The 20,084-nt window shown below is 70.9% G+C and carries 17 protein-coding genes; 10 read left to right on the top strand and 7 right to left on the bottom strand.

Annotated features, from left to right (window positions below; translation table 11 throughout):
* Positions 1–138 precede the first annotated feature (138 nt).
* Positions 139–1,119, top strand: coding sequence for a GNAT family N-acetyltransferase (locus ABIA38_RS07375; RefSeq protein ID WP_424637843.1), 981 nt, complete (start codon positions 139–141; stop codon positions 1,117–1,119).
* A 140-nt stretch (positions 1,120–1,259) separates the two neighbouring features.
* On the opposite strand, the gene ABIA38_RS07370 is transcribed toward ABIA38_RS07375, so the two are convergent.
* Positions 1,260–1,910, bottom strand: a complete 651-nt coding sequence (locus ABIA38_RS07370; RefSeq protein WP_424637632.1) for an SDR family NAD(P)-dependent oxidoreductase — start codon at positions 1,908–1,910, stop codon at positions 1,260–1,262.
* Positions 1,911–2,106: 196 nt separating this feature from the next.
* Here ABIA38_RS07370 and ABIA38_RS07365 point away from each other — a divergent pair, with 196 nt between their 5' ends.
* Complete coding sequence (locus ABIA38_RS07365) at positions 2,107–3,117, top strand: LysR family transcriptional regulator (RefSeq protein WP_424637631.1); 1,011 nt, start codon at positions 2,107–2,109, stop codon at positions 3,115–3,117.
* On the opposite strand, the gene ABIA38_RS07360 is transcribed toward ABIA38_RS07365, so the two are convergent.
* Complete coding sequence (locus ABIA38_RS07360; protein ID WP_424637630.1) at positions 3,008–3,994, bottom strand: aldo/keto reductase; 987 nt, start codon at positions 3,992–3,994, stop codon at positions 3,008–3,010. The two genes, ABIA38_RS07365 and ABIA38_RS07360, sit on opposite strands and share 110 nt — an antisense overlap.
* 377 nt (positions 3,995–4,371) lie before the next feature.
* On the opposite strand from ABIA38_RS07360, the gene ABIA38_RS07355 reads away from it, so the two are divergent.
* From ABIA38_RS07355 to ABIA38_RS07345, 3 genes are all read left to right on the top strand, one after another.
* Positions 4,372–5,142, top strand: coding sequence for an MBL fold metallo-hydrolase (locus ABIA38_RS07355; protein ID WP_424637629.1), 771 nt, complete (start codon positions 4,372–4,374; stop codon positions 5,140–5,142).
* 342 nt (positions 5,143–5,484) lie between these two features.
* The gene (locus ABIA38_RS07350) at positions 5,485–6,114 is read left to right on the top strand and encodes a HEAT repeat domain-containing protein (protein ID WP_424637842.1); all 630 of its coding nucleotides are present in this window, start codon (positions 5,485–5,487) and stop codon (positions 6,112–6,114) included.
* A gap of 15 nt (positions 6,115–6,129) precedes the next feature.
* Positions 6,130–7,143 carry a HEAT repeat domain-containing protein gene (locus ABIA38_RS07345; protein WP_424637841.1) on the top strand — a complete coding sequence of 338 codons (1,014 nt, stop codon included), beginning with the start codon at positions 6,130–6,132 and terminating at the stop codon, positions 7,141–7,143.
* Positions 7,144–7,278: 135 nt separating this feature from the next.
* Here ABIA38_RS07345 and ABIA38_RS07340 read toward each other — a convergent pair whose 3' ends face one another.
* Positions 7,279–8,751 carry an MDR family MFS transporter gene (locus ABIA38_RS07340; RefSeq protein WP_424637628.1) on the bottom strand — a complete coding sequence of 491 codons (1,473 nt, stop codon included), beginning with the start codon at positions 8,749–8,751 and terminating at the stop codon, positions 7,279–7,281.
* 164 nt (positions 8,752–8,915) lie between these two features.
* Between ABIA38_RS07340 and ABIA38_RS07335 the strand changes: the two genes are divergently transcribed.
* The gene (locus tag ABIA38_RS07335; protein WP_424637627.1) at positions 8,916–9,485 is read left to right on the top strand and encodes a TetR/AcrR family transcriptional regulator; all 570 of its coding nucleotides are present in this window, start codon (positions 8,916–8,918) and stop codon (positions 9,483–9,485) included.
* 242 nt (positions 9,486–9,727) lie between these two features.
* Positions 9,728–10,495: a phosphotransferase family protein gene (locus ABIA38_RS07330; protein WP_424637626.1), complete on the top strand. Its 768-nt coding sequence runs from the start codon at positions 9,728–9,730 to the stop codon at positions 10,493–10,495.
* 187 nt (positions 10,496–10,682) lie between these two features.
* On the opposite strand, the gene ABIA38_RS07325 is transcribed toward ABIA38_RS07330, so the two are convergent.
* The gene (locus ABIA38_RS07325) at positions 10,683–11,045 is read right to left on the bottom strand and encodes a VOC family protein (protein WP_424637625.1); all 363 of its coding nucleotides are present in this window, start codon (positions 11,043–11,045) and stop codon (positions 10,683–10,685) included.
* 179 nt (positions 11,046–11,224) lie between these two features.
* Here ABIA38_RS07325 and ABIA38_RS07320 point away from each other — a divergent pair, with 179 nt between their 5' ends.
* Positions 11,225–12,082 carry a helix-turn-helix domain-containing protein gene (locus ABIA38_RS07320; protein WP_424637624.1) on the top strand — a complete coding sequence of 286 codons (858 nt, stop codon included), beginning with the start codon at positions 11,225–11,227 and terminating at the stop codon, positions 12,080–12,082.
* 184 nt (positions 12,083–12,266) lie between these two features.
* Here ABIA38_RS07320 and ABIA38_RS07315 read toward each other — a convergent pair whose 3' ends face one another.
* Positions 12,267–13,070 carry a peptidoglycan-binding domain-containing protein gene (locus ABIA38_RS07315; RefSeq protein ID WP_424637623.1) on the bottom strand — a complete coding sequence of 268 codons (804 nt, stop codon included), beginning with the start codon at positions 13,068–13,070 and terminating at the stop codon, positions 12,267–12,269.
* 421 nt (positions 13,071–13,491) lie between these two features.
* A complete protein-coding gene (locus ABIA38_RS07310; RefSeq protein WP_424637622.1) occupies positions 13,492–16,179 on the bottom strand; it encodes an FtsX-like permease family protein in 2,688 nt (895 codons plus the stop codon).
* 346 nt (positions 16,180–16,525) lie between these two features.
* Between ABIA38_RS07310 and ABIA38_RS07305 the strand changes: the two genes are divergently transcribed.
* A complete protein-coding gene (locus ABIA38_RS07305) occupies positions 16,526–17,806 on the top strand; it encodes a histidine kinase (RefSeq protein WP_424637621.1) in 1,281 nt (426 codons plus the stop codon).
* 104 nt (positions 17,807–17,910) lie between these two features.
* Positions 17,911–18,597, top strand: coding sequence for a response regulator (locus ABIA38_RS07300; protein ID WP_424637620.1), 687 nt, complete (start codon positions 17,911–17,913; stop codon positions 18,595–18,597).
* Between the two features lie 534 nt (positions 18,598–19,131).
* Here ABIA38_RS07300 and ABIA38_RS07295 read toward each other — a convergent pair.
* A complete protein-coding gene (locus tag ABIA38_RS07295) occupies positions 19,132–20,079 on the bottom strand; it encodes a MerR family transcriptional regulator (protein ID WP_424637619.1) in 948 nt (315 codons plus the stop codon).
* Between the last annotated feature and the right edge of the window lie 5 nt (positions 20,080–20,084).

The following is a 20,084-nucleotide window of genomic DNA, read 5'->3' as shown; positions in this document are numbered from 1 at the left end:
TGTCCTCCCGGGGCGCGGACCGCGTCTGACCCCCGGAGCGGACGGGCGCCTTCACCGGAGCGTGCCTTGACCGTGGAACAGAACGACCACAACCCGAACAACTACCGGACCGACCCGGCCGATCCGGCCGACCTGACGATGCGTCCGATCACCGGACCCGAGGAACTCGAACTCTTCACCCGACTGCCCTACGCCCTGGACAAGGAACTGGCGAACGACCTGGCCGAGGGCCGTCGCCGAGCGCACTGGCTGTGGGTCGCGCTGCGCGGCGACCGACTGGTGGCCAGGGCCGCGTGGTGGAGCCGGGCGGGGGACGACGTACCACTGCTGCTGGACGTGCTCGACGTCGACGACGGCGGCAACGACGCTTCCGAACGTGCTTCGACGCCCGAGCGCGCCTCGACGCCCGAACGTGCTTGGGCGTCGGACCGTGTCGATGTCGCGGAGCGCCTGGTGCGGACCGCGCTCGCCGCGATCCTGCCTGCCGGGACCCCTCCGCCGGAGTACACCCGCTTCGTCCCGCCCGACTGGCGCGAACACCCGGCCACCGCGCGGGTCGTCGAGGACCGGATGGCGGTACTGGCCCGGCTCGGCGCGCGGCTGCTGGTCGAACGACTGCGGCTGGAATGGCGTCCCGGGACGCCGATTCCGGAACCGAGCGGGCGCCTGACGTTCCGTCCGCTCCGGGACGCCGACGAGCTCTTGGACCTGATGACCGCCGTGCTGACCGGAACGCTGGACGCGCACAGCCGCGCCGAGCTGGAGCAAATGTCGGTACGCGAAGCGGCGATTCGACACTACGAGGACGAACTCGCGCGCTACTCCACGCCGAGGGAATGGTGGCGGATCGCAACCCTGCCCGACGGCGACCCGGTGGGCTTCGTGATCCCGGCCCGCAACGCCTACAACCCGATCATCGCCTACCTCGCGGTACTCCCCGCGCACCGCGGCAACGGCTACATCGACGAGATCCTCGCCGAGGGCACTCGAATCCTCGCCGAGCAGGACGTCCCACGCATCCGAGCGTCCACGGACCTCGGCAACATCCCGATGGCGAACGCCTTCCGGCGCGCGGGCTACGTCGACTTCGAACGCGAGATCAACATGACCTGGAGCTGATGACCAGGGGACGAGGGCATCGCAACCGACCCGGTGCCCTCGTCCTCGTCCTTGTCTTCGCCCTCGCACTCGGTCCTCGCACTCGGTCCTCGCACTCGGTCCTCGGCCTCGCCTACGTCGCCGATCGCCCGCCGTGGTCGTCAGCGGACGAACTCGACCTCCTGCTCCCAGTCTTCCGGCTTCTGTACGTGCAAATCCCAGTAGTGCTCGGCGATATCGTCCGGGTCGTACGCCGTTCCCGGCCGCACCTGGTTGCACACGGTGACGGTGGCGACATGGACCCCCGCCGGGCCGAACTCCCCGGCCAGCAGCGCGGTGATCCCGCGTACGCCGATCTTGCCGAGGGAGAGGCTGATCCGGCTCGGCGTCGGCTCGCGCATCCCGCCGGTGATGATGATCGATCCCCGCCCGGCCTCGGCGAGGCGCGGCCCGATGTGCGCGGCGGCGGTGAGCGCGCCGACCACGTTGACCGCGAGGGTGTCCAGGAGTTCACCCGCCGACAACTCGCCGAGCCGGTCCGAGCGGATCACGGCCGCGTTGTAGACGAGGGCGTCGGGTACGCCGTGCGCAGCCACCGCGGCGTCGATCGCGGTACGCAGGCCGTCCTCGTCGGTGGCGTCCGCGACGAACCCCAGTGCCCGGCCGCCGTCGCCCTGTACGGCGGCGACGATTTTGTCCACGGTGTCCCGATTCCGCGCGATCACCGCGACGGGCAGACCCTCCCGGGCGAAACGGCGCGCGACGGACTGCCCGATGAGGGGCCCGGCTCCGACGACGATCAGTCCTGGCATGAGGGGTGCCTCCGTGTGTGTTCCTGTGTGCGGTGTCCCGTGACCTGTTGCTGCTGTCACTGCTGTTGCTCTTGCTGCCTTGCTGCCTTGCTGCCTTGCTCCGGGCTCGCGAACGAACCCCGCAATGACCACGGTCGCCGCCACCCATCACTTAAGACAAGCGAAAAGATCTTCACGCGGTATTAAGCTGCACTGCATGCTCGATGTACGGCGTATGCAGGTGCTCCACGCGGTGGTCGCGGAGAGCTCGATCACCGCTGCGGCCCGGCGGCTCGGCTACACCCCCTCGGCGATCAGCCAACAGATCGCCACACTGGAACGTGAGGCGGGCCTCCCACTGCTCGAACGCACCGCGCGCGGCGTACGCCCCACGGAGGCCGGGCGGGTACTCACCGCGTATGCGGCCGACATCGGCGCCCGCGTCGACGCCGCGGTGACCGCGATGGCCGACCTGTGCGCGGGGCGCTCGGGCCGGGTCGCCGTCCGCTACTTCGCCAGCGTGGGGGCGGCGCTGGTGGCCCCTGCGGTCGCGGCGTTGCATCGCGACCATCCCGGGATCCGGGTCGACCTGCGGCTCACCGATCCGGACGACCCGCTGCCCGAAGTCCGGGAGGGGCGCGCCGACTTGGCGCTGATCATCCGTACCGGTGCATCCCCGACGATCGACGGCGTCCGGCTGATCTACCTGCGCCCCGACAGCTACCGTGTCGTACTCCCCGAGGGGCACCCGCTCGCCGCCCACACCGACCTCGAACTCGCCGACCTGGCCGAGGAACCCTGGATCGGCAGCGCGTGGCCCGGCCCGTGCATGGACGCCATCTTCGCGGTGTGCGACACGGCGGGGTTCACCCCGCGCTTCGCGGTCCAGGCCGAGGACTACGTCACGGCGCAGGCCTTCGTCGCGGCCGGCCTCGGGATCAGCCTGATCCCCGGCATGGGCCTCGGCGACCACCCCCAACCGGGCGTGGTCGTCCGCGACCTGCGCAACCCGGAGGCGGTCAGGGGCGTCTACGCCGCCGTCCGCACCTCCGCCGAACCCCACCACCCGGCCCTGACGGCAATGCTGAACGCCCTGGGCGCGGTGGCGTCGCCCCTCGTCACCCGACGGCGTCCAGCCGCGCCCGCTGCTCGGCCGTCAACTCCAGCTCCACGGCAGCCAGGTTCTCCGCCAACTGCGCGACGGAGGACGCCCCGGCCAACGGAATAATCGGCAGCGCACCACCGATCTGCCAGGCCAACACCACCTGATTCACCGTGGCCCCGGTTTCCCGGGCGACCTCCCGAAGCACCGCAAGGCGAGCGGGAGTACCGGGGTGATCATAATCCGGCGGCAGTACCTTCTCCTCGCGCGCATAGGCCCCGCCCAGCAGTGGCGAATACGCCACCAGGGTCAACTCCGGTTCGGCCCGCAGGTAACTCGACAATTCCGCCCCGGCATGCCCGATGCTGCCATCCTCGGAGAACGCATTCGGCATGTCGTAGCGCGGCCGAAGATGACTGTGCTGATACTGCAAAACCTCATACCCGGGAACCCCCGCGGCTGCAGCGAGCGCCCGAGCCCGCTCCACGCGCCAAATCGCATGATTGCTGACTCCAAGCAGTCCGACGACACCCTCGGCCACCAACTCGGCAAACCCCTCGACGGTCTCGCCCAGCGCGATCCCACGATCCTCGATATGCGCGTAAAGCAGGTCGATCTTCTCCACCCCGAGCCGCTCCCGACTCCGCTCCGCCGCCTCCCGAATCACCTTCGCCGAAAGCCCCTCGGCGTTATCGACAAACCCCGTCCCGGCCGCCAGCGGAGCCGCACCCACCTTGGTGGCAATCACCACCTCATCGCCAACCCCCCGACTACGCAACCACCGGCCAAGCAATGCCTCACTGTGCCCCCCAAGCCCCCCGTCGACCCAATACGCATAATTATCAGAGGTATCAATAAAATTCCCCCCGGCCTCCACATACCGATCGAGCAAGGCAAACGAAGTAGCCTCGTCGGTAACCGACCCGAACAACATGGCCCCAAGCGCAAGCACACTGACTTCACGCCGAGTAGCAACCTCAACCCCAATAGCCCGATACTTCACAACGCCCCCTATCGATTAAACCCGGAATCCCCCGGGCCCGACCGAGAGTCAACAACCTGGACCACACTCCAGGTCAACCCAAGCCCGACACCATGGGTACTCGAGGGCGGGTCACGCTCGACGAGTTCGCCGTCGACGCCGTGTCGGCACACGCGGCGCGGCTGCCGGCGAGCCGACTCGCACGCACGGGTCGGCGCCGGTGGTGCGCGAGTTCCGCGAGCGGCTCGCGGAGAGCGTCGCGTAGCCGGCGCGTCACTCTGCATGATGGGGCAGTGGGCTCGGCCGCTGCCTGGTCGCCGCAGCAGGCTTGGCCATGGTCGGCGACAGCCGCCAGAAATTGTCGGAACCTGCGGAGCACGCGCTCTATAAACTGCCGGATGACCAGCGATCTTCTGAGCCTCACCGTTCTGGGATGTGCGACGCCCTATGCGAGCGTGGACAACCCCTGTTCCGGCTATTTGGTGTCCAGCGGCGAGACTCGGGTCTGGGTGGACGCGGGCAGCGGGACGTTGGCGCAGTTGCAGCGGCATGTGCGGCTCGATGAGCTGGACGCGATCTGGATCTCGCACCTGCATGCCGATCACAGTGCGGACCTGCTCACCGCCTATTACGCGGCGCTCCACGCGGACATTCGGCTCGCCGCGCCCATCCCCCTGTACGGGCCGCCTGGCATCGCCGACCGGCTGGCCCACTTCCTGACCAACAGCTCGACGCGTAGCCCGGTCGAGTCCGCCTTTGCCGTCCATGAGTTGCACGACGGGCACCAAGCGCGCGTCGGCGCCCTCACTATGACCAGCCGTGCGGTGGAACACGGCATCCCGGCCTTCGCCGTACGCTTCGAGGCCGAGGGCCGGTCGCTGGTCTACTCCGGAGACACGGCACCCTGCCCGAGCCTCACGCAACTGGCCGACGGTTGCGACGTGTTGCTGTGCGAGGCCGAGAGCGCCCAGGCGCCGGCCGCCGGCGACCAGGTGCACCACACGCCCGAAGACACCGGCGACACGGCCCGCGCGGCCCGGGCAGGCCGGCTGATCGTCACCCACGTCGGCCGTTTCCTCACTCCGCAGCAGGCGGTGGCACGCGCCTCGGCCCGATTCGACGGCCCTGTCGACTATGCCGCGCCCGGCGCCACCTTCTCGATCGGTTAGACGGCAACCTCCTGGGGCCGTTCGATGCGGAGGCCGCGCTCGAAGCGGGCCCTGCTCGGGGGAGGGCGACGAGGTTTCACGTCCAAGGGTCCGACCGTCCGACCGTCCGGCCACCCCCAGCGGGCATGCGGGGATCCGTCCGGAGTCACGGCGACCCTGCGTGGTCGAGTCCCCGAGCATCGCTCGGCCCGGCTCCGCTTGACCTTGACACGGTGACAAGGCCTTCACTGTGTCGAGGAGGTGATCCCGGTGACCATGTCGAAAGAGGATGTAACGGGCGCGGTGGATGTGACAGGCGCAGCGGACGCGAAGGGCGCGAAGGACGCGAACGGCGCGAACACGATGCGGGCCCTCCAGGCGCTGGAGAGCGATAGCCCGTCGGTTCGGCTGCAGGCGGCGCTGGCGGTCGGTACGAGCCCGGATCCGGGGTTCGTCGGCAAGCTCGTCGAGCGATGCGCGGTCGAACCCGAGTTCTACGTGCGCGAGATGCTGACGTGGGCGCTCACCCGCCACGCCGCGGCGAGGACACTCCCGCTGCTTCTCGACGAGGTCCGCTCGGAGTGTGCGCAGGCACGCAGCCAGGCGTTGCATACGCTGTCCAAGACCGGGGATCGGCAGGCGTGGCCGGCGATCACCCCGGCGCTGCTGGCCGACGCCGACGACGAGGTGGCCCGGAGTGCCTGGCGGGCAGCGGTGGTGCTCGTGCCCGAAGGGGAGGAGCCCGCGTTGGCCGTAGTGTTGGCGACACAGCTCGGGCGCGGCGAACACGAGACGCAACTGAGCCTCAGCCGGGCGCTGATCGCGCTCGGGGAGGAGATGTTGCCGGCGGTGGGCGCTGCGACCACGGATCCCGATCCTCGGGTGCGCACGCACGCGATCGCGACGGGACGGCTGTGGCGCGACCCGGATGCCGGATTCGCGTCCGCGATCGAGGAGGCGAAGCGCGTCGCCGCCCTCGGCGGGGCCGGATAGAAGGAGCGGTGGGTGTTGTTGATCGGTGATGTCGCGCGACGGTCCGGGGTCAGCGCCCGCATGCTCAGGCATTACGAATCGCTCGGCCTGGTACGGCCCACGGGCCGTACCGAATCCGGCTATCGCGAGTACTCCGGCGAGGACGTCCGGCGGATCTTCCACATCGAGAGCCTGCGGTCGTTGGGGCTGTCGTTGCGCGACGTCGGGCGCGCGCTCGACGACCCCGGCTTCGCGCCCGCGGAACTCGTCGACGACCTCATCCGCCAGACGCGGGACCGCATCGCGGCGGAGACGGATCTGCTCACGCGCCTCCGTCGGATCGGCGCCGCGGAACCCGCGGGCTGGGAGGATGTCCTGCAAATCGTGGTGCTCCTCCGGGCGTTGGGGTCGAAGAGCGCGGGGGCGCGGCAGCGCGCGGCGCTGTCCGCGGTCGAGGAGGTTCCCGTGCCGGTGGAAGCCCTGGTCGAGGCCGTGCTGAGCGAGTCGGACCCGAACGTCGCCGGGGCCCTGCGTTGGGCTCTGGCACAATCCGGCGAGGCCGGGCCGGCACTGCCATTGCTGGCGGAGGGCCTCGGCTCACCCGCGGCCGAGGTGCGGAAACGTGCCGTCCGGTCCATCGCGGAGATTTCGAACGGTACGGCGACCGCACTCCTGCGAGACGCCCTCACGAATCCCGACATCGTGGTCCGCGCGTACGCGGCCCTGGCACTCGGGGCACGCGGTGTCGCCGACGCGATCCCGACGCTCATCGAGATGATCGTCGAGGGGAGGAACGACGCCGACGCGGCCGATGCACTGAGCGCGCTGGCGAGTGATCCCGCGTTGGCGGATCGAATCGCCACCGGGCTTGTCGACCGCCTCGCCTCCGGCACCACCGGAGCGCCCGTACGTCGACGGCTGACCCAGGCGCTCGCGGACATCCCGGGGGCCACGACGTCACGTGCCCTTGCCGAGCTGTCCCATGATGAAGACCGTGCCGTCGCGCTCACCGCGACCTACGTTCTCAAGCTGCGCAACGCACGAGAGTGAGAGTGAAGGCCGTCCCGGGGTGCCGTGCGCGTGGGGCCCGGGCCCGGGCGGGTGTTGCCACGCCGCCGGGCGAGTCCCGGCCGCCCGCCACCGAAGGTGAACCCGAGGTGGACCCGAAGGTGAACCCGGGCACGCTCAGGCGTTCAAGCTGGTCCCGTGGCCCTGTTCGGGCTCGGCTCGGCGATCCCGCCGGTCCTCGCCCTGGTCTTCGTCCTGGTCGTGGTCCTGGTCCTGGTCCCGGTCCTGCGGTTGTGGGCCGGGTCGGCCCGGCAGGAGGAGGCAGAGTGGGACGGCGGCGGCGGTGAACGCGGTCGCCCACCAGAAGGCGTTGCCGAATCCCGATGCCAGTGCGGCGGGTGTGTGCGCGCCGGTGGAGGTGCGCTGCAGGATCATCGCGAGCAGCGCGGTGCCCGCGGAACCGCCGACCTGTTGGGCGACACGGCTGATGCCGGAGGCTTGGGGGATCTCCGCGGATTCCAGTCCGACGAAGGCGGCGCCCATGATCGCGATCATGGCGGCGCCCAGTCCGATGCCGCGCACGAACAACACGGCCATCAGCGCGGTGTTGTCGGTGGCGGCGGTGACGAAGCCGAACGGCACGGTGGCCGCGCAGGTGAGGACGAAGGCGACGATGGCGACCGGGCGCGGTCCGAAGCGGTCCATGTACCGGCCGGCGAACGAGCGGGAGATGAGGGTGCCCACGCCCTGCGGGATGAGGAACAGCGCGGCGCCGAGGGCGTCTTGGCCGCGTACCTGCTGCCAGTACAGCGGCAGCAGCAGCATGGTGCCGTAGAGCGCCGCGCCGGACAGGAAGACCAGCACCGACGACGAGGCGAGGGCGCGGTGGCGAAACAGCCGCACGTCGATCAGCGCGTCCGGTCCGCGTCGCAGTGCCCAGCCGAGGTAGCCGAGCAGGAGGGCGAGCCCGGCGACGAGGGGTAGCGTCACGGTGAGGTCGGCCGGCCCCTCGGATCCGCCGATCCGGGTCAGGCCGTAGATGACGGCGGCGATACCGGGCGAGAGCAGCAGCATGCCGACCACGTCGAGCCGGGGGCGGGGGCGGGGATCCGGCCGGTCCCCGGCCAGATTGCGGGCGGCGAGGTAGGCGCCGACGACACAGAACGGCACATTGAACAGGAAGATCCAGCGCCAGTCGCCCAGTTGCAGGATGAGGCCGCCGAGTACCGGGCCGAGCACCGGGCCGAGGGCCGTGGGCACGGTGATCAGGGACATGACCTTGCCGATGTCGCGGCCTTTGGCCGCCTGCATGATCAGCGTGGTCATCAGCACCATCATGATGCCGCCGCCGAAGCCCTGGACCACCCGGAAACCGATCAGGCTCGGGGCGTCCCACGCCGTGGCGCACAGCAGTGATCCGACGAGGAACATGCCCAGCGCCGCGATCCACAGGCGTTTGCCGCCCAGGGCCGCCTGGAGCCAGCCGACCGCCGGCATCACGGTGGCCAGGGCCAGCAGGTAGGCGGTGCTCACCCACTGGATGGTGGCCGGCGGGGCGTGCAGCTGCCCGGAGAGGTCGTCGATGGCGACGCTCATGATCGTGGTGTCGAAGATGACCGCGAGCGCGCCGATGATCAGGGTGAAGGTCATTCGCCGCAGGGTCGGGTCGATGCGGTCGGGGGTTGCGGCAACGGCTGGCGACCGAGCGCCGGCGGCGTCCATGAAGGCTCCTTAAGATAACGTGTCTATCTTACGGTCGCCAGCGTAGGGCGCTAGAATAAGATAGGCAAGTCTATCTAGGGAGAGGGTTGCGGATGACCGAGCGGCGCCGCGGGGCGGCACTGGAGAAGGCACTCCTCGATGCGGCCTGGGAAGAACTCACCATCCACGGCTACGCCAGGTTCACCATCGACGCCGTCGTCAAGCGCGCGGGCACCAGCCCACCCGTGCTGTACCGGCGCTGGTCCGACCGCGACGAACTGGTCCGGGCCGCCATCTCCCACACCCTGAAGGAATCCCGCCTGGACATTCCCGACACGGGAAGCCTGCGCGGGGACGTCCTCACCCTCATGCGGGAGATCAACGCCACCCGGGTCGAGCTCGCCACAGTGATGATCGCGCATCTGGCCGCCTACCATCAGGCGACCGGAACTCGCCCCAGCGACCTGACCGACCCGCTCACCACCGGGCGCAAGGAAGCCGTCGACACACTCTTCGACCGAGCCGTCGAACGCGGCGAGGTCGCCCCGGAACGCCTCACCGAGCGCATCAAGTCCCTCCCCTTCGACCTGCTGCGCCACGAATTCCTCACGACCTTCGCCCCCGCCGCCGACCATGCCCTCGAAGAGATCGTCGACACGATCTTCCTCCCCCTGCTGCGCTGACCACGCAACCGCCGGACCGAGCGCAGAATGGGAAGCCGGTTGGGGCCGCGCGGTGGAGGAACTGAAAGCCGAGGTCCGCGCGCGCTGCGCCGAGCAACTTCACGCCACGTAGCGTGGCAGGGAGTGCGCGGGTGCGGGCGACTTCGCTCTGTGCTCGGAGGCGCGGCCGAGAGAGGAAGACCGTCCTGGAGACGACCGCTGTTTCGTGGAGCACACACCACCTCACACTCGGAACCGACCGCGTGGTCAAGAGGTTTCGGCCCGGAAGTCGGGAGCAGGGCGAGCGGGAGTGGCGGGCGCTCGGGCTACTCGACACCTACGCGCCGGGCCTTGCCCCGGTTCCCGAGCGGGCCGAACTCGAGGCCGTCGAGGCGACCGTGGTGATGTCCCGGTTGCCGGGTGAGCCGCTGCGTGGGCAGTTGCTCGCCGATCGGCAACTCGCCGCCCTGGCCGCGACATTGGGCGAGTTGTACGCGGCCGTTCCGCCCGACGTACTGTCCGAGGTCCCGATCCGGCCCGGCCAACAGCACCAACTCGTCGCCCAGATCCATGCCTGGACGCCCGAGGCCCGCCCGCGAGTGGGCGTGCGGGTGGGGGAGGCCATGGATCGTGGCCTCGAATGGTTGGCGCGCTCGGGGATGGACGGACCGGTCCGGCCGGACGTCGTGCCGGTATTCGGTCCCGGGGACGGCAATCTTGCCAACTACCTGTGGGACGGCTCCCGGGTCCGGATCGTCGACTTCGAGGAATCCGGCCGCAGCGATCGTGCTTTCGAGCTGGCCGAGATCACCGAACACGTCGCGAGCTGGGTCGAACACCCCCTCGATGTCGCCGCGTTCCTCGCCGAGTTCGACCTGGACCCGGTCGAGCGCACCCGACTTCCCGAGTGCCGCCGACTGCTGGCCCTGGTGTGGTTGTTCCTGCTGTCCTTCGACGACCCCGAGAACCCCCGCAACCCACCGGGCACCGCAGAGCGACAGGCCGCCCGTCTGTCCCGACTGCTCTCCTGAGGCCATTCACGCACAGCCGACGGTTCGTTCTGTCGGTTTCCGGTCAGGTATCGGTTCGCATCAGTCGCACCAGTTCGTGTCGGTTCGTACTCGCCCGCATCTGCCGGAGGGCGCCGCGTGGTGCACGGTGCCCTCCGGCGTCTCATGCGCGTACGAGAACGTCAACAGCCCCCGATCGGCCGGGTGTTCAGCCCCCGGCAGCGACGCAGAACGGGTGACCCGCCGGATCGACGAGTACCACCCACTGGCCGTCACCCGGCTGGAACTCCGGCCGGGACGCACCCAGTGCGAGCAGTTCGTCGACCGCGCGGTCCGGGTCCGCGACGGTGAAATCGAGGTGCGCGTGCTTGGTGCCGTCGGGCCAACTCGGCGCCCGGTAGCCCTCGATGCGTTGGAGGGCGATCTGGGTCGAGGCGCCGTTGCCCAGGTATACAACGTCGTCGTCGCTGTACGTGACCTCCCAGTCGGTGGCCTTTCCGTAGAACGCGGCGAGTTCCGCCGGATCGAGACAGTCGAGGACGACCGTGCCGAGGCTTTCGAGAATGGGCATGCTGAAGATCCTTGCCATCGGCGGTGATTGAGCCACGACGGCGCCGGTGCGCCGAGTACGCACCGCACTTCGTCGTGTCTCGACCAGCCTGCCTGCGGCGGTGGGTGCTCGTCTTGAAGATCCTTGCGAGGGAGAGATCGCGGCCGCGGTTGTCGGACCCTGCGCGTAGCGTGCGAGCCATGCTCACGTCCCTGTCCGTCGTCACCCGTCCCGACTTCCACATCAGCGCGGTGTCGTGCCGCGCCGAGCACACCGGCTGGTCGGCGGCGGAGGTAGGCGACGACTACCGCATGATCCTGGTCCGCAGCGGCCGGTTCCGCCGCCGCGCCGCCGGTGTGCCCGCCGACGTGGACGCGACAATGGCCTACCTGGCCGCGCCGGGCGAGGAGGAGCAGTTCGCCCACCCGGCCGGTGGCGACGTCTGTACGTCGATCACGGTGACGCCGGACCTGTGGCGAACGATGGCCGGGGACGACGCCCGGCCGGCCACCGGGACGATCTACGTCGACGCACACCTCGACCTGGCTCATCGACGGACACTGTCGGCTGCCCGCGCGGGGGATGCCGACTACGCCCTCGCCGAGGAACTCCTCGCCCTGCTGTCGGCCGCGGTCGGCCGGACCGTGACCCGGCCGACCCCGAACGGCGACGCCTCCCGCCGCGACGCGCCACTCGTCGCGGCGGCCCGCGAGGCGATCACCGCGGAACACCCCGCGTCACACACCCTGTTCGGCCTCGCCGAGCTGCTGGGCGTCTCCCCATATCGGCTCAGCCGCGCCTTCCCGCGCGAACTCGGCGTATCGGTCACCCACTACCGCCACCGAGTCCGCCTCGGCCGAGCCCTCGACCGCCTGGAGGCAGGCGAAACCGGCCTCGGCGCCCTGGCCGCCGACCTCGGCTACGCCGACCAGTCGCACCTGACCCGGACGGTACGCCAATACCTGGGCCATACGCCGACGACACTGCGCCGGCTGCTGAGCCGAGCCGATCCCAGCCAAGCCGATCCGAGTTCAGGCGGGTGGAACCGGCGCGCGTGAGCAAGCGTTGCCGGGGCCGGGGCCGGGGCCAGGGCCGAGCTCGGGGTTACCGCCGGAGCGAACGACCTTTGGCGACGGTGCCGGAGCTTCGGCCTGACCGGTCACGAAGTCCGGGAAGGTCGGGCCGAGTTCCCGTACTCGTCGGATGCCCGGCCCGACCCTGTCGCCCCTCGATGGTGGTGTCTCACACCACCCGGAAGCCGTGTTGGTTGCCGAGGCGGGTGAGGGAGGTTCGGCCCGGGATGCCGTTCGCGTCGGTGCCGGAGAAGCCGAGGCGGCGCTGGTAGGCCGCGTAGGCGCGGATCGTGGCTGTCCCGTACGAGCCGTCGACATACGCCGACGCGAGCAATCCCTCCGCGTTGAGGGCCTGTTCGACCACGAGGACGTCGGTACGGTGTGCGGCGGAGCCCTGTGGAGCGGGTGGGTCGTGTTCGGCCGAGTCCACGACGTTCGCGAGGCTGACCGTCGGTGTGCCGCCGTCGGCCGAACCGCCTCGGTAGTCGTCGGGGTCCGCGGTGGGTGGGCAGCCGTCCGGGAAGCGTGGTGCGAAGTAGCCGATCACGTTCGGGTCGGTGCGGAGGAACGTGTGCGAGTACACGCCGTTCCCCTGACCGCCGTCGCCGCCGGTCGGGATCGTGTTGCCGCCCTTGGTGTACACGTGTACGTCGTCGAAGCGCACCACGATCTCGGTGTGCGCGCCGTTGCCGAAGTCGACCCACGCACCCCAACTCGGGTACTCCGACCACTGGTTGTGCGCCCGCGCCCATTGGGCGAAGGCGGTCACGTTGTCGACCTTGGGCACGATGTCGGCGAGACCCACCTCGTTGTACATGCACCAGTCGAAGATGACGCACCACGGGACGCCGTCCTCGCCGAACTCCCGCCCCCACTTGGTGTGATTGTCGTAGCCGTCCTGGGCGTTCCAGCCCTCGTATACGCCCTCCGGGACAGCTTGCAGATGTGCGATCAGGTCGTCCCATGTAGCCATGGGCGCCCCCATTTCACGCCAGGCGGAACGTACTTCTCGATGACCGAGATGGCGGGCCCCGTTCCGGTGGGCCGGTGCACATCCCGGGCGCGCTCCGCGACCGGTACGAAACGCGCATTGACGTCGCCCGAGGCATACCCCGGTATCTGCGATATGTACCACATGAATATATGTTCGACGACGTTGAGTAATCGTCGAGTCATATCACCATCATGCAAAACAACAAATGATTAGGTGTGTTCCGTGTTCTCGCCCGGAAGTCGGCTTTCGCACCGACTCATAGGCGAAGCCGACCGTTTTGGCGAGGCGGCCGTCGGCCCTATGGCGGCCGAGTTCGGCGGTGAGGGCGGTGTCGAGGGCCGTGTCGAACTCGGTTGCTCGATCCCCGAGTACCGGGGGCGGCATGCCGCTGCCGGGCCCCTCAGGTGTCGCCCAGGGCGGTCAGGACGTGCATTCGGGCTGCTCGGCGGGCGGGCATGATCGCGGCAGCCACCCCTATTGCCGTTGCGCCTATTGATACCGCCGCGATGGTCGGCCAGGGGATGGCCAGGATCGTGGTTGCCGGTGTGGTGCGTTGGTTGGTTATGCCCCAACCCAGGCCCAGTACCAGGCCGAGCAGCGTGCCGTATGCGGCGATGGCCAGGGATTCGAGGCGGATCAGGCGCGCGATTTGTACCCGGGATGCGCCTACCGCACGCAACAGGCCTATTTCGCGGGTGCGTTCGAGCAGGGACAGGGCCAGCGTGTTGAGTACGCCGAGGCCGGCGAGGAGGATGGCCAGGGCGGTCATCGCGTACACCGCCCGCAGCAGCGCCTCGACCCGCTCCCGGGCCGCCGCGCGGTAGCCCGAGCGGTCCAGGCAGGTCAGTTGCGGGTGGTCGGCCAACGCGGCGCGGACCGCGCGGGTCACGCCGGCCCGGTCCGCACCCGGCGCCACCGTCGCGAATACCGTGGTCGCGCGGGCCTTCGGATCGAGCCGGTCCAACGTGGCGTTGCCGACCATCGGCGCGCCCCGGACCCGGCCGATACTGCCCCCCGGCGGCTCCACGACCTGGATCGCGCCCACCGTCAACGGGAGTTCGGGCCCACCCTCGGCGCGGAGCCGTACCGTATCGCCCACCCGCAGATGATGCCGCGCCGCGTAGTCGTCGCCGACGACGACCTTCCCGTGCGCGAGCGCGTCGGCCGCGTTGCCCGATGTGTAGCGCGCCTTGAGCATGGTCGGGAAGTCCGGGTCCTCGCCGTACAGCGTCGCGGCCGGCTCCCACCCGTCGCCCGGGCCGCCCGGGCTGCCTGGGCCGCCCGTGCCGCCCGCGCCGCCTGTGTCACCCCCGCCTCCCCTGCTTCCCCCGTGTCCCGCGTTCCCCGCGCTTCCCGTGCCGAGCAACACCCTCACGCCGCTCTGGCGTTCGTTCGCGACCGCGGCCACCCCCGGCACGGCCCGTACCGCAGCGGCGACTTCGTCGGTGAAGGACGCGTCGCCCGCGTTGCCGGCGAGGTCCTTGCCGGCGCCGGCGATCACCAGATCGGCACCGAGCATCCGGTCGGCCAGGGCGGATTGCGAGGCCACCATCGACGCGCCGGTCACCGACATCGCGCACACCACCGCGACGCCGATCATCAGCGCGGCGGCGGTCGAGGCGGTCCGGCGCGGATCGCGTGCCGCGTTGCGCGCGGCGAGTCGGCCCATCGCGCCCGCGCCGGCCGGCAGGGCACTGGTGAGTACGGGCAACAACCGGCGGACCAGGATCGGCCCCAGCACCACACACGCCGCCAACGAGCAGGCCAGCGCCGGGATCAGCGCCTGCATGCCGCCCGCGACGGCGCCCAGGGCCACCGGCACGAGCAGCGCGACGCCAAGTAGCGTACGGCGTCGCGAGGTTCGGGCCGGCTCGCGCGGCGCCTCGCGCAACGCGGCCATCGGCGGAACCCGGCCCGCCGTCCGCGCCGGCGGATAGGCGGCGGCGATGGTCACCGGTACGCCCACCAGATACGCCACGACCGGCGTCGTCGGCGCCACGACAAGCGCATCCCCACCGAGCGAACGCCCGCCCAGGGAACCGGCGATGGCCCCGAAGTCGAAGCAACGCCCGAGCCCGAACGCCACCCCGTAGCCGAACACGAGCCCCACCGTCGACCCGACCAGGCCGAGCAACGCCGCCTCGACCAGTACGCCGCGCTTGACCTGCCCACGACCCGCGCCGAGCGCCCGCAGCAGGCCCAGCTCGCGAGTTCGCCGAGCGGTGAGCATCGCGAACGTATTGACGATCAGGAACACGCCGACCAGCAACGCGATCCCGGCGAAGCCGAGCAACATCGCCCGCAGCGTGGCCACCGTGCCGTCGGCATCCGAGTCCTGCTCGGCCCGAGTACCCACCTCGATCGAGCGTACGTCGGCCAGCGCCCCGGCCACCCGGTCGCGCAGCACCTCGGCATCGACACCCGGCGCGGCGTCCACCGACACGGCGGTGATCACATCGGGCGCGCCGAGCAGGCGGGCGGCGGCGCTCGCCGGGTCGAGGTACACGAACACCAGGCCCGGGACGTCGGCCGGCGGCGCGACCAGGCCGACCACGATGGCCGAGAACGTCCCGGGCGAGGCCGCCACCCGGACCGCATCGCCGACCCGCACCCGCGCGGCGGCCGCGGCGGCCCGATCCAACACCACCTCGCCACCCCCGACCGGGACCCGCCCGGCGACCAAGCCCGCCGCCGCCGTCGGGGGCAGTCCCGCGACGGTGAAGCGATCGCCGAGCCGATGCCCTGCCCGGTCCACCACGACCGCGTCACGCACACTCACTGTCGGGTACGCGGCGCCGACCCCGGCCACCCGCCGAACCCGGTCGACCAAGGCGAGCGGCAGGGTCGGTACGCGCACGGCTGCGCCGTCATCCCCGCCCGCCACCGGCGAGACGGTCACATCGGCGGCCGTCGCCCGGGCCCCGGCGGCATCGGCCGCACCGAGGGTGTCGGTCAGAATCAGGGTCGCCGCGACGAACGCGATCGGGAGCGCCACGGCGAGCACCGACGTCAGCAGGCGCAGCCGGTGGGCGAGGAAGGTCCGGAGGTTGTGTTTCAGCACGGCGCCGCCGCCGGTTTCCCGATGCACGCGGGGGTGGGAGTGGAGGTGGGAGTGGGAGTGGGGGCGCCCGGACTGGGCGGGCCGACTGCCGGGCCCGGCGGCCCGTCCGGTCCGCCGAGGCGGGTCGCGCCGCCGGGTCCGAAACCCGGCGGAAGCGACGAGGCTGCCGAGGTCGCCGAGGTCGTGTGTCCGATCATGACCCAACGCTCGCCGGTCCGGGCCCGCCCGCACATCGGGGCAGGAGCGTGTCCGCGCGGTCGGCGTGATGGCGTACCGAAGCCCACCCGGCGGCCTCGCGTACGTCACCTGTCGACACACCGGCCTACCCCCGTGCCCTGACGCCATCGCCGAGTGAACGGGTTAGATTCCCGATGTGTATGAAACCACCGCCGATGTGCCCGAACGTCGTCTTCCGGTGGGGCGGCGCTGGTCCGCGCGGCATTGGATCGCGATCGACTGGCTGATCGCGCTACCGGTCGCCCTGTTCGACACGCCCGACCTGGGACAGATGCGCGATGTGGCGATGCCGGTATGGGCTGGGGTGGTGTTCCTGGTCGCGACCACCCTGGCGATCGGGCTGCGTCGGCCGCTGCCGTGGGTCGCCCTGGGACTGGCCGTATCCAGTGCGTTGCTCCTGGTGACGTACGCGTATCCCAAGTCGCCGCTGCTCGGCCTGACCCTGGTGGTCTTCATGGTCGGCCGCACCGGGCGCGATCGGGCGGCGACCTGGGCACTGGTCGGGGTATTGGGCGCGCTCGCGGTCGCCGGGGTGTGCGCGACGTCGCCGACCTCCCCGGCCGGACTGCGCTCGGACGTGTTCGCCCGGCTCGTACCGATCGCAATCGCCTTGGCGGCGGCCTGCGTTGCCGGGGTTGCGGCCCGCAAGCGGCAGGCGTACGAGGCGGGACTGCGCGAGCAGATCGAGCGCGCCGCCGAGGCCCGCGTCGAGCAGGCGCGGCGAACCGTGGTCGAGGAACGCCTGCGGATCGCCCGGGAGATGCACGACATCGTGGCGAACAGCATGAGCGTGATCGCCGTACAGGCCGAACTGGGCGGATACATCGCCGCCGCCCGCCCGGAGGAGGCGCAGCCCACGCTCGCCTCGATCGCCCGTACGAGCCGCTCGGCGATGGTCGAACTGCGCCACCTGCTCGGGGTGTTGCGCGCCCCCGACGGTGCCGGAGACGGCCCGCCGACCCCGGCCGACCTGCGCCCGACCGCCGGCCTGGCCGACCTTGACGAACTGGTCGTGACCACGGCGCGGGCCGGGGTACATGTGGACCTGGTCGTGACCGGCCGCCCGCGTCCACTGCCGCCGGGCCTGGAACTGTCGGCCTACCGGATCGCCCAGGAGGCGCTGACCAACGTGGTCAAGCACGCCGACACCGATCGAGCACGGGTCGTACTGACCTACGGGGAACGGCAGTTGACCATCGATGCGAGCGACGAGGGGCGAGGCCGCAGCGAATCCGGCAGCCCGTACGCCGGCCACGGCCTGACCGGGATGCGTGAGCGCGTCGACCTGTGCGGCGGGACGCTGACCGCCGGACCGCGCCCCGAGGGCGGCTTCCGGGTATTGGCCCGGTTGCCGGTCGAGCCACTCCGTGCGGGGCAGGACCCGGCGGCCGGGCGGGCCGGGCAGGTCGTGCGGTGAGTGGGGACGCGGTCCGCCCGGTGGATGGGCAAGCGGACGGGGAAGTGGGCGGGGAGGCAAGCGGGGAAGCGGACGGGCGGGCAAGCGCGGAAGCGGACGGGGAAGTGGGCGACGAGATAAGGGTGTTGGTCGCCGAGGATCAGACGCTGTTGCGGACCACGCTGCGCGCGTTCGTGGACGTGGCGCCCGGCATGGTGTGCGTCGACGGGGCCGCCGACGGTGCGGAGGCGGTGCGGCTGAGCGCGGCCGAGCTGCCGGACGTGGTGCTGATGGACATTCGGATGCCGGGCCTCGACGGCATCGAGGCCACCCGACGGATCACCACCGACCCGGCCTGCGCGTCGGTACGGGTGCTCATCCTGACCACGTTCGACCTGGACGAGTACGTGTACGCGGCGCTGCGCGCGGGCGCGAGCGGCTTCCTGCTCAAGGACACGCCGGCGCAGGACCTGCTGGCGGCGATTCGGGTGGTGGCGGCGGGTGATGCGCTGCTGGCGCCGAGTGTGACCCGGCGGCTGATCGCCGAGTTCGCCCGGCGGGCGGAGCCTGCGGTCGGTCCGGCACGCACGCTGCTCGGCGTGACGGCGCGCGAGCGGGAGGTGTTGACGCTGGTGGCGCGCGGGTTGTCCAACGACGAGATCGCGGCCCGGCTGTACCTCAGTCCCGCGACGGCGCGCACCCATGTGAGCCGGTTGTTGTCGAAGACCGGTGCGCGGGACCGGGCACAGTTGGTGATTCTGGCCTATGAGACGGGGTTGGTGCGTCCGCGGGTCGTGCCGGAGGTTCCGTAAAACCCCCCAGATATCTGGGATTCCGTTGTACCGGCGGTTGTCGCGAGGATATGCGAAGCGCAAACCGGTCACGCGAACGGTTGGCGAAGACCACCCGACGGTAGCTCGGGCGAAGCTGCCGGACGGGGGTGGGGAGCGGAAGTGGCGCGCGTACCACGGCGCTTGGCGAGGGATCGGATGCGCAGGGGCCATTTGATCGGACCGCCCGGTGACGGTACGCGCGCTCTTTCGAACGCACTTCGGGTGCTTCGCGCACTTCGCATGCTTCGCGTGCTTCGCGCGTCTCATGCGCCTCACGTATGTCGGGTGTCAGGTATGTCCCGGTACTTCGCGCGGACGCTTCGTCGAACGACGAGGCGGCCGGGCGTTCGACCGCGCGGGACCGTCGAGTCCGCGCCGGCGCGACCACCATCGCGCGGCGTGACGACAGCCGGACCTGCGCGAGCGGCGTGCCGACGAGGATCCCCGCTTCGTCGGTACGCCGCCGGGTGGTGTGTGGTGCGGTGCGGCGTGGTGTGGCTGCGAACGGCCCGCCTACGCCGCGACTTCGTCGGCCACCTGGGTGCTGAGCGCGGTGGCGAGCCAGTCGTGGGCCGCGCCGGGAGTCGGCTGGGCCGGGTCGGTGAGTTCGGCGGCGAGCTGCCAATAGCGGTCGATCCGGACCTCCGTGGCCAGTTGGGCGCTGAGCTGTCGGCGGAAGGCGGGCGTATCGGCGGTGTCGCGCGAGTCGGCGAAGGCGGCGACGAAGCAGTCGAGCGCCTCGCCCGCACGCGGTGGGCGCTGCGCCCGAAGCTCCGGCGCGGCGAGCGCGTGCGCCTGGAGCAGGCCGTCGTACAGCACGGCCGGGCGACCGTCGGCGTCCGGCCGGCGCCCCTCCGGTCGGGAGTACGCGGGGCCCGGGCAGGGGCCGGTGGTGAACGCGTGCAGGCGGGCGAACGCCAGTACCTGGGCGGGCGTCGGGTCGCTCGGAGGTTGCGGAACCGAGTGTTCGACGATGGTCGACACCAGCCGGGCCGGGAGCCGCGGAGGCAGCCAACGCCGCCAGAAACGCGCCAACTCGGCGGTGGTCGGCGGGGCGGGCGCGGACACTGCGCCGAGCAGCCGCAGCCGCTCCGCGCGCTCTTCGGGCGCGCAGTCTCGGAGCAGCTGCAACGCGGCCTCCCGCCAACGCAACGCGGCCAGCCGCGAGCCGACTTCGCGCAACTGCGCGGCGAGGATGTCCTCCAGCGCGCCGGCTTGGTCGAGGGCCCGGCCGACGTCGGGTACCGGCAGGTCGAGGGCACGCAGCGAGCGGATCAGCCGAAGTCGATCGAGCGCCTCGGGGCCGTAGCGCCGATGGCCGCCGGCACTGCGGGCGGCCTCGGGCAGGAGCCCCCGATCCGAGTAGAAGCGCACGGTCTTGACGGTGACACCCGCGTACTCGGCGAGTTCCCCGATGCTCCACGTGTGGTCGACGACGGACACGACTCGAACCTCCCTCATGGGGA

The organism is Embleya sp. AB8, assembly GCF_049739465.1.
In the GTDB taxonomy this organism is placed as follows: domain Bacteria; phylum Actinomycetota; class Actinomycetes; order Streptomycetales; family Streptomycetaceae; genus Embleya.
The sequence above is the reverse complement of the archived record's forward strand: the minus strand, read 5'-3'. Positions and strand labels throughout refer to the sequence as shown.